This is a genomic window from Streptomyces sp. MMBL 11-1 (assembly GCF_028622875.1).
Lineage (GTDB): Bacteria > Actinomycetota > Actinomycetes > Streptomycetales > Streptomycetaceae > Streptomyces.
Genome location: NZ_CP117709.1, coordinates 6,578,852 through 6,593,748 on the forward strand (window position 1 = coordinate 6,578,852; position 14,897 = coordinate 6,593,748).

Sequence of the window (14,897 nt, forward strand, 5' to 3'; positions counted from 1 at the left end):
ACGGCCCCGCCGGATCCGATCCGGCGGGGCCGTACGGCTGCGCGGGTCAGTGCCGCTTGGCGAGGAGCTCCCGGACCACCGCGGCCACCGACTCCGGTGACGGCAGATCGGGGTGGTGGCTGGCGGTCCCCGTGGTCGGGTCGAAACCGTCGTGCCACTCCGGCTCGTTGACGAGCCCCCCGTCCTCGCGGATCCGGGCGATGTTCCGCTGGACGGCCGGCTTCTCCCACATCCGGGCCCCCATCACCGGGAAGTAGACGACCGGGCAGTCCACCGACAGCGCGACCGTCATCAGACGGTTGGGCGCCGCTCCTCCCGCGGCCGCGGCGAGCGTGTGCGCGGTGGCCGGCAGAACCACCAGCACGTCGTGGTCGGCGGCGAGCCGGGACGGCTTGTCGGTCGGCCAGTCCGCCGGGGATTCGCCGCTCACCACCCGCTCGGCGAACAGCGCCACGCTCTCGGGGGAAATGAACGAGGCCGCGGTGTGCGTCAGCAGAACCGTGAACGTGCTGCCCGCGATCTCTCGGCGCATCGTCCCGACGTACGAAGGAAGGCGGGACACCGCGATGGATCCGGTGCCACCGACGAGTATGCGATTCCCGGCTGTCCCCGGGGATTTCTGAGTTCTCATGCTTCGATGATGTCGTCGAGTTCCCGGTATCGGTCAATGGGCCCTGCCGGGCTGGACGGGGGAAGTACGCCGCCGGTCCAGCGGCGGTCGAGCGCGGGCCAAATCCTACGGTCGTCCCTACGGTCCGACCGTATTGAGGCTCTTTACCCCCATTGCTTAGCCTCGATTTCCGTACGAATTCGATAGCCCGCCAGGGCGTCCGATGAAAGGCGGAAATCGATGGAGGATCTTTTCGCGAAGCTGCGCGGCGGTGCCGGCCACCCCGGTCGGAAGGCGGTCCGGCTGCCCGATATCGAGCCGCGGCCGGAGCGTCGTCACGAGCCGTTCCCGCTCACCGACATTCAGCAGGCCTATCTGATCGGCCGCCACAAGGGCCTGGAACTGGGCGGCATATCCAGCCAGTTCTACCTGGAGTTCGACTGTCCGGATCTCGACGTGGACCGGTTGGCCGAGGCCCTGGACAAGGTCGTCGCCCGGCACGACGCGCTGCGCACCGTGGTGGGGCCGGACCAGACCCAACGCGTGCTGCCCGCCGACGAGGTGGAGCCCTACCGCATGCGTGGCACGGACCTGCGCGGCCGGACCCCGGACGAGCAGGAGGCCCAACTTCAGCTAATACGTGATGAGTTGACCGACGAGGTGCTGCCGGTGGACCGGGCGCCGCTGCTCGATGTCCGGACCACGCTGCTCGACGGCGACCGGGTACGGCTCCACCTGGCCGTGGATCTGCTCTTCCTCGACATGCGCGGCCTCTACCGGATGCTCGACGAATGGCGCCGGTACTACGACGCCCCGGCCTGGCAGCCGGAACCGCTGGAGCTGGCATTCCGCGACTACGTGCTCGCCCAGGAGGAACTGCGGGGCGACACCCCGGGCAAGGAGGCCGCCGCGTACTGGGCGGACCGCCTGGACAGCCTGCCCCCGGCGCCCGAGCTGCCACTGGCCACGGCCCCCGAACAGCTCGGCACCCCGCGCTTCGTCCGACACCGCGCGGTGCTCGCACCGGGACGCTGGGAAGCGCTGCGGGCGACGGCCGGCCGGCACGGGCTGACGCCGTCGGCCGTGCTGCTGGCCGCCTACGCGGAGGTGGTGCGGACCTGGTCGCGGCGGCAGGAGTTCACCCTGACCGTTACCCAGTTCCACCGGCTCGGCCGCCACCCGCAGATCGGCCGGATCATGGGCGACTTCCTCGCCCCGAGCCTGCTCGCCGTCGGCGGACGGCCCGAGGAGACCTTCGAGCAGCGGGCACGGGACCTGCAGGAGCGGGCCCTGGAGGACCTCGCGCACTCCGCGCACGGCGGCATCCAGGTGCTGCGCGACCTCGCCCGCCGCAGGGACGACGGCCGGGCCTCGATGCCCGTCGTCTTCTCCAGCACGCTCGGCGCCGACGACGACGGCGAGCCCCGCCCCAGGAGCCTGGAGTCGTTCGGGGAGCTGGTCCACGACTACAGCCGGACCCCCCAGGTGTGGCTGGAGAACCAGATCCTGGAGCTGGGCGACCGGCTCTCGGTGAACTGGAACGCGGTCGAGGGGCTCTTTCCCGACGGCGCCCTGGAGGCCATGTTCGAGGCGTACGTGACGCTGCTCGACCGGCTGACGGACGACCCCGCCGTATGGGACGCCACCCGCGGGATCGTGCCGCTGCCCGCCGCGGACGCCGCGGAGCGGGAACGGGCCAACGCCACCGCCGAGGACATCCCGCCTGCCCTGCTGCACGAGCTGGTCGCCGAGGCGTCCGCGCGCCGCCCCGACGCGATCGCCGTGATCACGCCCGGCGAGGAGACCACCTACCGCCGGCTCACCGAGAACGCGCACCGGATCGCGCACCGGCTGCTCCAGGGCCCCGGTGCCGGGCCGAACGAGATCGTCGCGGTGTCGATGCGACCGGGCGCCGCCCAGTTCTCCGCGCTGCTCGGCGTGCTGCACACCGGTGCCGCCTACGTGGCCGTCGACCCGGAACTGCCCGAGGAGCGGCGGCTGAAGCTGCTGGCCCGGTGCTCGGCGCGGGCCGTGGTGACCGAGCCGGGGCTGCGCGACGAGCTGGCCTGGCCGGCGGATGTGGCGGTGGTGACCGCCGACGACGAGGAGACCCTGGCGTGCTCCGCCGAGAGGCCGGAGCGCCGCCAGGGCCACGACGACCTGGCCTACGTCATCTTCACCTCGGGCTCCACCGGCGAACCCAAGGGCGTGATGATCACCCACCGGAGCGCCGCCAACACCGTGCAGGACATCAACCGGCGCTTCGCCGTGGGCGAGGAGGACCGGGTGCTGGCGCTCGCGCCGGCCGGCTTCGACCTGTCGGTGTACGACGTCTTCGGCGTCCTGGGCGCCGGCGGCACCGTCGTCGTGCCCGACCCCGCGCGCGGCAACGACATCGCCCACTGGTCGCAGCTCATCGGCCGGTACGGCGTGACCATCTGGAACAGCGTGCCCGCTCCGATGCGGATGTGGATCGACTCGCTCGGCGAGGGGAACGTACCGCGCGGCTGCCGGCTGCGACTGGCCCTGCTGAGCGGTGACTGGATCCCCGTGGACCTGCCCAACCGCATGCGGGAGAAGGTACCCGCGATGCGGGTGATCAGCCTCGGCGGAGCCACGGAGGGATCGATCTGGTCGATCCACCATCCGATCGAGACCGTTCGGCCCGAGTGGTCGAGCATCCCCTACGGGAAGCCGCTGGCCAACCAGACCATGCACGTGTTCAACCAGTGGCTGGAACCGTCTCCCGTCGGCGTCACCGGCGAGATCCACATCGGTGGCGTAGGCGTGGCACAGGGCTATCTGGGCGACCCCGAGCGCACCGCCGAACGCTTCCCCGTCCACCCGGTCACGGGAGAGCGCGTCTACCGCACCGGCGACCTCGGCCGCTATCTGCCGGGCGGCGACATCGAGATCCTCGGCCGCGAGGACTTCCAGGTGAAGATCAACGGCTACCGCGTCGAGCTGGGCGAGATCGAGGCGGCCCTGGTGCGCAGGCCGGAGGTGCGCACCGCACTCGTCACCGCGCCCGCCCACGCCCGCACCGGGCAACGGCAGATCGTCGCGTACGTGGTCCCCGAGCCCGGGACGGAACCGGACCCGGCCGTGCTGCGCGAGGCGCTGACCGCCCGGCTGCCCGGCTACATGGTGCCCAGCCGCTTCCTGACCCTGGACACCCTTCCCGTGACGGCGAACGGCAAGATCGACCACAAGGCGCTCCCCACGCCGTGGAACGAGGACTCCGCCGGCGTCTCCGCGCGCGTGGCACCACGCAGCCGGGTCGAGGAGAGGCTGTTCGCCCTCTGGTCCCAGCAGCTGGAGCACAGTGACTTCGGCGTCGAGGAGGGCTTCTTCGACATCGGCGGCGACTCGCTGCACGCCGTCGGCCTGCTGGCGCTGCTGCGCACGGAGTTCGGCACCGAGGCCGACATGGAGCAGGAGATGGTCGAGGGCCTGTTCATGAACGCGTCGATCGCCTCGTTCGCCGAACTGATCGCATCCGTCGAGGAGTCCGCAACGTGACCGCCACCCCTGAGCCCGTCGCGCCGGTCCGCGAGTGGGAGTACGTGATCGTCGGTGCGGGCTCCGCCGGAGCCGTGACCGCCGCCCGGCTCGCCGCCCGTGACGCCGGGGACGTCCTGCTCCTGGAGGCCGGCGAAGACCAGCCGCGCCCCCGGGACCGCACCCACCCCCTGGCCGACGCCGGCCGTCTCGTACTGTCCGGCCACAACTGGGACTACCGCGCCAACCTTCGTACCAGCGACAGCAGTTGGGAGGAGGTGATCCAGGGCCGCGCCGGGGGCCGCGCGGCGGCCCGGGCCCTGTGGGAGCGTTTCCCCTATCAGCTCGGCAAGGTCGTCGGCGGCGGCTCCGCCGTCAACGGCGCCATCGCCCTGCGGGGGCTGCCGCGCGACTTCGCCGCCTGGGAGGCGGGCGGCAACCCGGACTGGTCGTGGGAGCAGGTGCTGCCGTTCTACAAGGACATCGAGAACGACGCCGACTTCCCCGGCCGCCTGCACGGGGACAGCGGACCGCTGCCGATCCGCCGCACCCCGCGCGCACAGGTGCACCGGCTGGACGCGGCCTTCTGGGAGGAGTGCAACCGCCAGGGCGTCACCGACCTCCCGGACCTCAACGCCGGCCTGGAGGGCGGAGTCGGCCCGATCCCCGGCAACGCCGTGGACGGCGAACGCATCGACGCCTCCACCGCCTTCCTGGCCGGCGTCCGCGACCTGCCCAACCTCCACCTGCGCACCGGCGTCCGGGTCACCCGCCTGCTGTTCGAGAAGGACCGGGCCGTCGGCGTGGAAGCCGAGATCGACGGGACGCCCACCACGATCCGGGCCCGGAACATTCTGCTGACCGCCGGTGCGGTGGGCACGCCCGTGATCCTTCAGCGCTCCGGCGTCGGCGGCGCCGGACTGCTCCGGTCCCTCGGCATCACCCCCGTGGTGGACCTGCCCGGGGTCGGCCGTGACCTGGTGGACCACCCGTCGGTGGTCATCTGGTCCAAGCCGGCCGACGGGGTCTGCACGGCCGGCCTGCCCTGGCGGCAGGTGGCGGCCCGCATGAGCAGCGGCTTCGACGACGACGTCGACATCCAGGTGGGCCTTCTCAACAACGTGGAGAGCCACACCATCCCCGGCTTCGTCGACCGCCTCGGCTGGCCGCTCGTCGTCGGCATCTCCGTGATGCTGATGCGCCCGCGCTCCCGGGGCCGGGTCTACCTGGACAGCGCCGACCCGCAGGCCGCGCCCGTCATCGAGCTGGGCCTGGGCACCGAGACCGAGGACGTGGACCGGCTGTGCCACGGCGTCCGCCGGGCCTGGAGTTTCCTGCGCTCGCCCGGTCTCTCCGGCAACCTGACCCGGACCCAGTTCTGGAGCGACCGGATGGTCGCCAACGACGGCGTACTGCGCAGCGGAGTCCGGCACATCATGAACCCCGGCTGGCACGCCGCCGGTTCGTGCCGGATGGGTCCGGAGAGCGACCCGTGGGCGGTCGCGGACCAGGAAGGCCGGGTGCACGGCATCCGCAACCTGCGGATCGCCGACGCCTCGCTCTTCCCGGTCATCCCCAGCGCGCCCACCAACCTGACCACCCTGATGCTGGCCGAGAAGCTGGCCCGGAGCACGAAGGAGTGAAGGTGCAGTCAGTACCCAGCCCCCCACTGCGGCTCTACTGCTTCCCGCACGCCGGGGCGACTTCACTGGTCTACCGGGCGTGGCAGGCCCAGAGCGAGCCGCACGTCCTGGTCCGGGGCGTGGACGCACCGGGCCGGGGCACCCGCCGCCGGGAGCGGAAGGCCGCGGGATTCCACGCCCTCGTACGGTCCATGGCCGAGCCGGTCGTGGCCGATCTGCTGGCCGAACGGGAACGGACCCCTGGCGTACGCTGGGCCACTTTCGGCCACAGCTTCGGCGCGACGATGGCCCTGGCGGTGGCCGCGGAGGTGGTCCGCCAGGTCGGTGCGGCGCCGGAGCGGGCCGTGCTGTCCGCGGCGATCCCGCCCCGGCTCCAGCGACCGGGAACGCTGCTCGACTCCGTACCCGACGAGGAACTGCTGGCCAGGACCGCCGCCGACGGGGGAACGCCGTCCGCCGTGCTCGCCGATCCGACGATGAGCCGCATCCTGCTGCGGATGCTCCGGGAGGACGACGCCGTACGGGCCGAGTTCGCCGAGGAGGCCTCCGGGCTGCGGGTCGACTTCCCGCTCACCCTGATCGCCGCCCGCCAGGACGTGCACGCGCCGCCGGAGAAGGTCTGGCAGTGGTCCCCCTGCACCTCGGCCCCCGCCCGCCGGGTCGCGATCGACGGCGGTCACTTCGCGGCGGTACAGCGCCCCAAGGAAACCCTGACCACCATCGTCGACGACACCGACCCCGGGAAGGGGTGACCGCGTGGCACGCAGCAGGTACGAGGCGGAGCACGAGCAGTTCCGGACGACGTGCCGGGAGTTCCTCCATCGCGAGGTCGTGCCGCACCACGCCCGGTGGGAGCGGGAGGGCATCGTCGACCGCGAGGTGTGGCGCAAGGCCGGGCGCACGGGACTGCTCGGCATCGGCGTGGACCCCGCGTACGGCGGGGGCGGCGAGAGCGACTACCGCTACCCCGCGGTGTTCTCGCAGGAGATCATGTGGGCCCGCGCGACGGCACCGGGCTTCGTGGCGCACAACGACGTCATCGCCACCTATCTCGCCGGGCGGACCACCGAGGAACAGCGCAAACGATGGCTGCCGGGCCTCTGTTCGGGCGAGCTGATCGCGGCGATCGCGATGAGCGAGCCCGACGCCGGCTCCAACGTCGCCGACATCCGCACCACCGCGCGCCGCGACGGCGACTCCTACGTCCTCAACGGGCAGAAGACGTTCATCACCAACGGTGAGAACGCCGACGTCGTCGTGGTCGCCGTCAAGACCGCCCCCGACCGGGGCGCGCAGGGCATCAGTCTGATCGTGGTGGAACGCGGCACGCCCGGGTTCACCCGCGGGCGGCGCATGGAGAAGCTGGGCTGGCACGCCAGTGACACCTGCGAGCTGTTCTTCGACGACTGCCGGGTGCCGGCCGAGAACCTGATCGGCAAGGAGAACGCCGGTCTCGCCTACATGATGGCCGGGCTGCCCCGGGAGCGACTGAGCATCGCCACCGTGGCGGTGGGCGCCATCGAGCGGATGCTCGCGGACACACTGGAGTACGCCAAGACCCGCGAGGCGTTCGGCCAGACCATCGGCAGCTTCCAGCACACCCGCTTCCAACTGGCCACGATGGACACCGAACTGACGATCGCCCAGGTGTTCCTCGATCACTGTGTCGCCGAACTCAACGCAGGCCGGCTCTCGGTGACCCACGCCGCGAAGGTGAAGTGGTGGACGACGGAGCTCCAGGTGGACATCGCGAACCGTTGCCTCCAGATCCACGGCGGCTTCGGGTACCTGAAGGAAAGCGCGATCTCCCGGGAGTGGGCCAACAGCCGGGTGCAGACGATCTACGGCGGCACCACGGAAGTGATGAAGGAGCTGATCGGGCGGTCCCTGGGCCTCTGAAACAGCCCGCGGGCACAGCCCCGGAAACACCCGCCCCCCGTCCCCGGCCCCCCGAGCCGGGGACGGGGTGTTGCCGAACCGGCACCGTCGGTTGCGATTCCCGGATTCAGTCGGTCTAATGACGGCGTGGAGCAGTCCTCGACCATCACCCAGGCCCTGTCCGCTGTCGGACCCCGGCTCAAGCGGGTGCGCACAGCGCGCGGTGTCACCCTCGCCGCCCTGTCGCAGGCCACCGGCATCTCGAAGAGCACGCTGTCCCGCCTCGAATCGGGGCAGCGCCGCCCCAGTCTCGAACTGCTGCTGCCCATCGCCCAGGCCCACCAGGTCCCGCTCGACGAACTGGTCGGCGCCCCGGAGGTGGGCGATCCGCGCGTGCGGCTCAAGCCGCACGCGGTGAACGGCAACACCGTCCTGCCGCTGACCCGTCAGCCCGGTCCGCTGCAGAGCTACAAGATGGTCCTGCCGGCGAGCCGCGCCACCCCGGAGCTGTGCACCCACGAGGGGTACGAATGGCTGTACGTGCTCTCCGGGCGGCTGCGGCTGGTCCTGGCCGACCACGACATCGTGCTCGACCCCGGCGAGGTGGCCGAGTTCGAGACGCGGCTGCCGCACTGGTTCGGCAGCACCGGGGACGGCCCGGTCGAGGTCCTGAGCCTCTTCGGGCAGCAGGGCGAGAGGATGCACATAAGAGCCCGGCCGACACGCCGGACGCCCGCCTCCGGCACCTGAGCCGGGGCGGGCGCTGGGCGAACGCGGAGGTGAAGGTCTCCGGTCGGGCCACTCAGGACGCGGGTACGGGCGCTTCCGTCGACCGGTCGGCGGAAGCCCGGTGCTCAACGAGAGCGCGCTCGATCTCCTCGTCCACCAGGTCGTGGTTGAGGGCGAAGGCCGCGGCGGCACCCATACCGGCCGCCGTGACGGCCTGGGCGCGCGAGTCCACCACGTTGCCGACGGCCCACAGGCCGGGGCGGCTCGTGCGGCCCGCCCGGTCCGTGACCAGCCAGCCCTGCTCGTTCTTCTCGCAGCCGAGCCCGTCGAAGGCCCCGTCGTTCGGAGTCATCGTCGGGAAGAGGAACACGCCGGCGCACTCCAGCGTCCGCCCGTCGGTGAGTTCCACCGCGTTGAGCCGGCCGTCCTTGGCGAGCAGGGTGGACACCGTCCCCTCGGCCACCTCGACCCCCCGCGCGTCCATCCGCTCCCGCTCCTCGTCGGTGAGCGGCCGACCGTGCGGGACGTACGTGATGTGGCTCGACCACTGGCGCAGCAGCAGAGCCTGCCCGGGGGACGCGGGGTGGACACCGAGCACGACGATCGGCTGGTCACGGACCTCGTAGCCGTGGCAGTACGGGCAGAAGTGCACATCCTGCCCCCACATGGCGCGCACGCCGGGAAGGTCGGGCAGCTCGTCGTGCAGCCCCGTGGCGAGCACGACGTGCCGGGCGTCCAGCGTCGCGCCTCCGGCGAGCCGCACCACATACCCTCCGGTCTCCGCGGCCTCCACCTGATCCACCCGGCCGTCGACGTGGACGGCGCCGTAGCGCGCTATCTCCGCACGGCCGACCTCCAGCACGGTGAGCGGGGGAACACCGTCGCGCGAGAGGAAGCTGTGCATATGGGCCGAGGGAGCGTTGCGGGGCTCCCCGGCGTCGACGACGGCGACGGTTCGACGGGCCCGGGCGAGCACGAGCGCTGCGTTCAGCCCGCCCGCCCCGCCACCTATCACGATGACGTCATACGAAGTCCGGGTGTTCGTGGTGTTGTTGGCGCCGGTCATGGCGATCACCTCCGCCGCAAGGGTGCGATGCGGACCACCACCGCGCAATCTTTGTTGCCGTTTCCGGGACACGGGCCGGGCGTCCCCCCGCCGAAGCGTGGCGGGGTGCGGCCGGCCCGACGATGTGTCAGTGGTGCCTCCTAGGTTGATGGTCACGACGGGTGGTCGGGGAGATCCGACCGCCCCGTCCGTCACGCCCTGCGCGGAAACGGTCCGTGCGGGGCGAAGAGGAGGGGACCACACAGATGAAGACTCGACGACGAGTGGGCAGGGCCGCGCTCACCGCGGCCCTGGGGCTGTCGCTCCTGGGCGTCGGGGCGCCCGCCGCGAGCGCGGACGCCAACAGCGGCGCACTGCCGATCAGCTCGTACAAGGACATCGTGGTCGACGGCGACCACCAGCACGTCTTCCTCAGCGACCCGGTCGGCGGGAGCGTCCTGGTGACCGACTACCAGGGCCGGGTCGTGCGGCGTATCGACGGCGCGGCCGGCGCCTGGGGGCTCGCCCTGTCCGCGGACTCCGGGACGCTCTACGTGGCGTTGCGGGACGCCGGGGCGATCGCTGCCGTGGACACCGCCACCCTGCGGGAGACCGCGCGGTTCGAGACCGGCACCGGGGCGGGCGCGTACGCCGGCCCCACCTCACTGGCGACGGCCGGCGGGCAGCTCTGGTTCGGCTACGCCAAGGACACCTGGACGGGCGCGCTCGGCTCCGTGGACCTCTCGGACACCGAGCCGAAGGTCACCCTGGACCATGTCATGGACGATTTCGGGGGCTTCCCGCACCTGGCGGCCTCCCCGGCCGACCCGGATCTCCTGGTGGCCGCCGAGGCCGACGGCAACTCGGTCGCCGTCGCGTTGTACGACGTGGGTTCCGGGCGGGCCGAGCGGCGCGAGCAGCAGGTCGGCCCCGGCCCCGCGGGCTGCTCCAGCCTCCAGGACCTCTCACTGACGCCGGACGCGCGGCAGGTGGTCGTCTCCTGCGCCGAGCCCGACGCGCACCAGGTGTTCAGCACCACGGACCTGACCCACCAGGGCCAGTACGCGGTCGGCGGCAACCCCGTCGCGGTGACCGTCGCCCCGGACGGCACGATAGCCACCGGCACCTACGCCGGCGGCGGACAGCCGGACGTCTCGCTCTTCACGCCGGGCGAGGAGGCGGCGTTCAAGGACTGGGACCTCCCGGCGACCTCGGAGGAGTTGTACGCGCCCGAGGACAGGCTCCGCCCGGCGGGCCTGGCCTGGGCGCCCGACGGCGGGCGTCTTTTCGCGGTCACCGAGATCGGCGCGGGCCCCTCCACGTCCGTGGGGCTGCGGGTCCTGGACATGCCGCAGGTCGCCACCAGCCTCACCCTCACGGCCCCCGCCACCTCACCGCGCAACCACGACCTGACACTGACGGGGCGTGTGGTCTCGCCCGTCCCTCTCGCGGCGGGCAGCACCGTCGACGTCGTACGGCTCGATGACCCGTCGCTCGGCGAGGGCATTCACATCGGCACCGCCCCCGTGGCCGCCGACGGCTCCTTCAGCTTCGTCGACGTGCCACGCGCGAAAGGCTCCGTGCGGTACACCGCCCACTATTACGGCGACACGCGGCACGCCTACTCGTACGGCTCGGTCACGGTGGACATCGTCTCGGACTGACCGCCGGCGGGCCCGAAGTCCCAGAGGTGCCGCCGCACTCCCCACCGACCTGCCGCGTCGCAGGTCGGTGGGGCAAGCCGGCCGGTCCCGTGCCGCACCGCACGGTGTTCGCGTCATCCGAATGGAGCGGCCCACGGGTGGCGAGGGGCCGGCCGGCCGAAAATGAGGAGGAGCGGCAGACGCCATCGGCCGGGATTCCGGTTCGAGAGCGTTGACGATCAAGAGAGAGGGGACGTCTCCACGTGGGTGATGCCGTCGGACAGATGCTGGCTCCAGCCGTCGGTATCGCCATCAGTCCCGTCCCGCTGATCGCGATCGTGCTGATGCTCTCCACCCCGAGGGCGCGCGCCAACGGCACGGCCTTCGCCGTGGCCTGGGTGGTGACCCTGGGGGCGATCACCACCGTCGTCCTGCTGTTCGGCGCCGGGGCCGGAGCCGACACGGACTCCGGCCCCGCCACCTGGACCGCATGGCTCAAACTGGCCCTCGGCGTGCTGTTCCTGCTCCTTGCCGTCAAGCAGTGGCGGGGACGACCGGCGCCGGGCCACGAGGCGGCGACACCGAAGTGGATGACGACCATCGGCTCCTTCACCCCCGGCAAGTCCGCCGCGATGGCCGCGGTACTGGCCGGACTGAACCCGAAGAACCTCGCCCTGGCCATCGGCGGTGCGGTGTCCATCGCCTCCAGCCCGACCACTGCCGGAGGTGAGGCCGCCGCGGCGGCGCTGTTCGTCATGGTCGGTTCCCTGTGCACGCTGCTCCCGCTGGGTGTCTACTTCCTCGGCGGTGAGCGCGCCGTCGGAACGCTGCAGTCCTGGAAGGCGTGGATGGGCGCTCACAACGCCGCGATCATGACGGTTCTCCTGCTGGTCCTCGGAGCCAAGTACCTCGGGGACGCGATCAGCGCTCTGACCTCCTGAGTGTTCCGCGCGCCACCACGCCGAGGCGAGCCGTGTGGTCACTGGAGGAGGAGGGCGACCACGACGCCGGTGGCGGTGATGACGCCGATGAAGCGGTGGTTGAGGTGGAAGGCTTCGGGGATCATGGTCTCGGCCAGCATCGCGAGCACTCCTCCCGCGGCGAGAGCGGTCAGGCCCGCGAGGAAGGTGCCGCCGGCGTCGGCGAACGCGACGGCACCGAGGACCGCCGCGAGGGTGGAGGTGGCGACGACGGTGCTCCAGACCCCGAGTACGTAGGTGCGGGACCGGCCCGCTTGGCGCATGCCGCTCGCGCTGGAGATGCCCTGGGGGATGTTGGCCAGGAAGAAACCGGCGACCAGGGCGACCGGAGCCCCCGAGCCGCCGGTGGTGGCGACGGTGAGGCCGATCGCGATGGATTCGGGGATCCCGTCGATCAGCGCTCCCACCGCGATCGCGGTGCCGCTTCCGGGCGCCTGTTCTTCGGTGGGTTGGGCCACGCATGCGCCGCACCGCTTGCGGTGGGCGGCCTCGCGTTGTTCGAGCCCCCGGTTGATGGTGGAGAACAGCAGGGCGCCCAGGAGGAACCCGATCGCGGTGGCGGGGGCGGAGCCGTGCTCATGGGAGTCGACGAGCAGTTCGAGGGTGAGCACGGCGATGAGCACGCCGGCGCCGAACCCGGTGACGGTCGCGATGGCGCGGTGGCTCAGGCGGTCGGTGTAGCCCACGATCGCGCCGAGCAGCAACCCGATGGCGGCGAGCAGGCCGATCAGGCCGGCGGCCAGGAAGGTGGGCACGGTCAGCACGCCCCGGAGCGAGGGCGACGGCCGGGAACGGGGACGGTGTGCAGGCCGACGATCCGGGCGAGCCGCCTGTCGAGCCCGCTGACGCAGGTCCGGACCGCGTCGTCGTTCGGGCCGAGGCCGGTGGCCGACGCCTGGAAGCTGTCCTCACGCCGAGGTGCGATCAGCGGTTCCAGGCGTGTGGCGGTGCGGCAGGCGAGGACGACGGCACGGTCGTCGTTCACGGGGCTCTCCTGAGATCAGGCCCAGCATGTTCGTGGACCGCGGGAATCGTCCGGCTGTTGACAGAGCTCGATGAGAAGTATGGGGATATTCGGCGTCATTATCTGGCATTCCGGTCGCAAGGGCGCCGCTCTCCATGGGTGTGGCGGGGGTCGACAGGGTGACGGTGTGGGGCGGTGACCGGGTGTGCTGTGCGGCCGGACCTTCGAGCGGGATGCCTGCCCGTGGGCCTGTTCGGTCGGTGGCCTGACGGGCTCGGCATCCGATCCCTGGGCGCACTCGTGCGCGCGGGTGATACTCGGCGGCTCAACCAGGTGATCCGCCCGCACGGGGTGGTGCCGCCGTGGTGATCCGCCGCCCTGCTCGTGTTTCCTCCTCGGGTGGTCGTGAGCTCGGCCGTGCGACCGCCGGCCCCGAGGAGGAACGGTGTCCGTTGACGCGTAGAGGAACGGGTGCGGCGGTGGTGCTGGGCACCCGGCCCGAGGTGGTGAAGCTGGCCGGCGTGATCCGCGGGCTCGGCGACGCGGCCCGGGTCGTGCACACGGGACAGCACTACAACGACGCCCTGTCGGGCGGAATCTTCCGCGGGCTGGGACTGCCGGAGCCGCAGACGAGGATCCGGCGGATCGGCGGTCTGCCCCGCGTCGGGCAAGTGAGCTCCATGATCGACCAGCTCGGCCGGGTGTTCGAGGCCGAGCGTCCCGCCGTCGTGGTGGTACAGGGGGACACCAACTCCGCTTCGGCCGCCGCCCAGGCCGCTCACTACCTGGGTATCGAGGTGCTCCACGTGGAGGCGGGGCTCCGCTCGCACGACCGGACCATGCCGGAGGAGATCAACCGCCGGATCATCGGCGTGCTCGCCGACGTGCACTGCGCGCCCACCCGGGGCGCCGTCGCGCATCTACGGGCCGAAGGCGTCGCCCGGGAACGTATCCACCTCACCGGCAACACCGTCGTCGAAGCGGTTCTCGCCTCGCTGCCCGGTCCCGTAGCGAGGGCGGCCGTGCTGCGGGAGCACCGGGTGCGCCCCGGCGGGTTCGTCCTCGCCACCGTGCACCGCCCGGAGAACACCGACGACCCGGTGCGGCTCGGACAGCTCCTCGGCGAACTGGCCGGGCTCGGGCTGCCGGTGCTGCTGCCGATCCACCCGCGGACCGCCGCGCGGGCACGGCAGTACGAGCTGGGCCGGCGGCTGTCCGCGTTGCGCGTGGTCGATCCGGTCGATCACGCCACCTTCCTCGCCCTGGCGCACGGGGCACGCCTGCTGATCTCCGACTCCGGCGGCGTACAGGAGGAGTGCACGGTGATCAAGAAGCCGCTGGTCGTCGTCCGCAACAACACCGAGCGCCCGGAGGCGATGGACAGCGGCTTCGCCGTGCTGGCCGCACCGGGCCCGGAAGTCGGTTCGCGGGCCCGCGCCCTGCTCGCGGACCCGGGTCTCGCGGCCCGGCTCGCGGCCCGGCCCTCGCCCTTCGGTGACGGCCGGGCCAGTGAACGCATCGTGGAGATCACCCGCGCACTCGTCGAACGAGCGCTGCCCCGTACACGCCGGGCCGTCGAGCAACCAGCCGTGGCGGCTCCCGGCGCCTGTCCCGCCACGCTGCCCCTTCCGGTCGGAGCTCCGACCGGCCCTCATCCTCCTGGAGGCAACCCATGTACCGACCACCCCACGCCGGCGGAGCCGCGGCCGGAGGCGTTCTCGCCGCGACGGGAAGCGGCGACAGTCTCCACCTCGTCGTGCTGAGCATGGTGTCCCTGGCCCTCGTCGTGTCCGGAGTCTGGATGATCCGTGCCGCGCGGAGCCGCATGGCGGGCGTCTGACCGCCGTGCACAGGGCCGCCGCCCACCGGCCGCCCCGACGCGGGCCGGTGGACCCGCCCGTGTG

General features: G+C 72.0%; 12 protein-coding genes. 8 read left to right on the plus strand and 4 right to left on the minus strand.

The window, feature by feature from the left end; translation table 11 throughout:
• Window positions 1–46 precede the first annotated feature (46 nt).
• Window positions 47–631, minus strand: coding sequence for a flavoprotein (locus PSQ21_RS29245; protein WP_274034300.1), 585 nt, complete (start codon window positions 629–631; stop codon window positions 47–49).
• A gap of 219 nt (window positions 632–850) precedes the next feature.
• On the opposite strand from PSQ21_RS29245, the gene PSQ21_RS29250 reads away from it, so the two are divergent.
• The 5 genes from PSQ21_RS29250 to PSQ21_RS29270 all read left to right on the plus strand — a co-directional run bounded on the left by PSQ21_RS29250 (window position 851) and on the right by PSQ21_RS29270 (window position 8,382).
• Window positions 851–4,132, plus strand: a complete 3,282-nt coding sequence (locus PSQ21_RS29250) for a non-ribosomal peptide synthetase (protein WP_274034301.1) — start codon at window positions 851–853, stop codon at window positions 4,130–4,132.
• Window positions 4,129–5,754, plus strand: coding sequence for a GMC family oxidoreductase (locus tag PSQ21_RS29255; RefSeq protein WP_274034302.1), 1,626 nt, complete (start codon window positions 4,129–4,131; stop codon window positions 5,752–5,754). The genes PSQ21_RS29250 and PSQ21_RS29255 overlap by 4 nt, the downstream gene beginning before the upstream one ends.
• A gap of 2 nt (window positions 5,755–5,756) precedes the next feature.
• Window positions 5,757–6,506 carry a thioesterase II family protein gene (locus PSQ21_RS29260; protein WP_274034303.1) on the plus strand — a complete coding sequence of 250 codons (750 nt, stop codon included), beginning with the start codon at window positions 5,757–5,759 and terminating at the stop codon, window positions 6,504–6,506.
• A 4-nt stretch (window positions 6,507–6,510) separates the two neighbouring features.
• The gene (locus PSQ21_RS29265; protein ID WP_274034304.1) at window positions 6,511–7,653 is read left to right on the plus strand and encodes an acyl-CoA dehydrogenase family protein; all 1,143 of its coding nucleotides are present in this window, start codon (window positions 6,511–6,513) and stop codon (window positions 7,651–7,653) included.
• Between the two features lie 126 nt (window positions 7,654–7,779).
• Window positions 7,780–8,382 (plus strand): helix-turn-helix domain-containing protein, encoded by a 603-nt coding sequence (locus PSQ21_RS29270; protein ID WP_097866856.1) that lies wholly within the window; start codon window positions 7,780–7,782, stop codon window positions 8,380–8,382.
• Between the two features lie 52 nt (window positions 8,383–8,434).
• On the opposite strand, the gene PSQ21_RS29275 is transcribed toward PSQ21_RS29270, so the two are convergent.
• Window positions 8,435–9,427 (minus strand): NAD(P)/FAD-dependent oxidoreductase, encoded by a 993-nt coding sequence (locus tag PSQ21_RS29275; protein WP_274034305.1) that lies wholly within the window; start codon window positions 9,425–9,427, stop codon window positions 8,435–8,437.
• A 245-nt stretch (window positions 9,428–9,672) separates the two neighbouring features.
• Between PSQ21_RS29275 and PSQ21_RS29280 the strand changes: the two genes are divergently transcribed.
• Together PSQ21_RS29280 and PSQ21_RS29285 are read left to right on the plus strand one after the other, a co-directional pair.
• Window positions 9,673–11,070, plus strand: a complete 1,398-nt coding sequence (locus tag PSQ21_RS29280) for a YncE family protein (protein WP_274034306.1) — start codon at window positions 9,673–9,675, stop codon at window positions 11,068–11,070.
• A 242-nt stretch (window positions 11,071–11,312) separates the two neighbouring features.
• Entirely contained in the window at window positions 11,313–11,990 is a 678-nt protein-coding gene (locus PSQ21_RS29285; RefSeq protein WP_274034307.1) for a GAP family protein, read from the plus strand.
• 38 nt (window positions 11,991–12,028) lie between these two features.
• On the opposite strand, the gene PSQ21_RS29290 is transcribed toward PSQ21_RS29285, so the two are convergent.
• Together PSQ21_RS29290 and PSQ21_RS29295 are read right to left on the minus strand one after the other, a co-directional pair.
• Window positions 12,029–12,793, minus strand: a complete 765-nt coding sequence (locus tag PSQ21_RS29290; RefSeq protein WP_274034308.1) for a ZIP family metal transporter — start codon at window positions 12,791–12,793, stop codon at window positions 12,029–12,031.
• Window positions 12,787–13,014: a hypothetical protein gene (locus PSQ21_RS29295; protein WP_274034309.1), complete on the minus strand. Its 228-nt coding sequence runs from the start codon at window positions 13,012–13,014 to the stop codon at window positions 12,787–12,789. The genes PSQ21_RS29290 and PSQ21_RS29295 overlap by 7 nt, the downstream gene beginning before the upstream one ends.
• 431 nt (window positions 13,015–13,445) lie before the next feature.
• On the opposite strand from PSQ21_RS29295, the gene wecB reads away from it, so the two are divergent.
• Entirely contained in the window at window positions 13,446–14,756 is a 1,311-nt protein-coding gene (gene wecB / locus PSQ21_RS29300) for a non-hydrolyzing UDP-N-acetylglucosamine 2-epimerase (protein WP_274034310.1), read from the plus strand.
• The last annotated feature ends 141 nt before the right edge of the window (window positions 14,757–14,897 follow it).

Coding starts and splice junctions, on each gene's coding strand:
- PSQ21_RS29245 (WP_274034300.1), bottom strand. CDS start 631: ATGAGAACTCAGAAATCCCCGGGGACAGCCGGGAATCGCATACTCGTC.
- PSQ21_RS29250 (WP_274034301.1), top strand. CDS start 851: ATGGAGGATCTTTTCGCGAAGCTGCGCGGCGGTGCCGGCCACCCCGGT.
- PSQ21_RS29275 (WP_274034305.1), bottom strand. CDS start 9,427: ATGACCGGCGCCAACAACACCACGAACACCCGGACTTCGTATGACGTC.
- PSQ21_RS29280 (WP_274034306.1), top strand. CDS start 9,673: ATGAAGACTCGACGACGAGTGGGCAGGGCCGCGCTCACCGCGGCCCTG.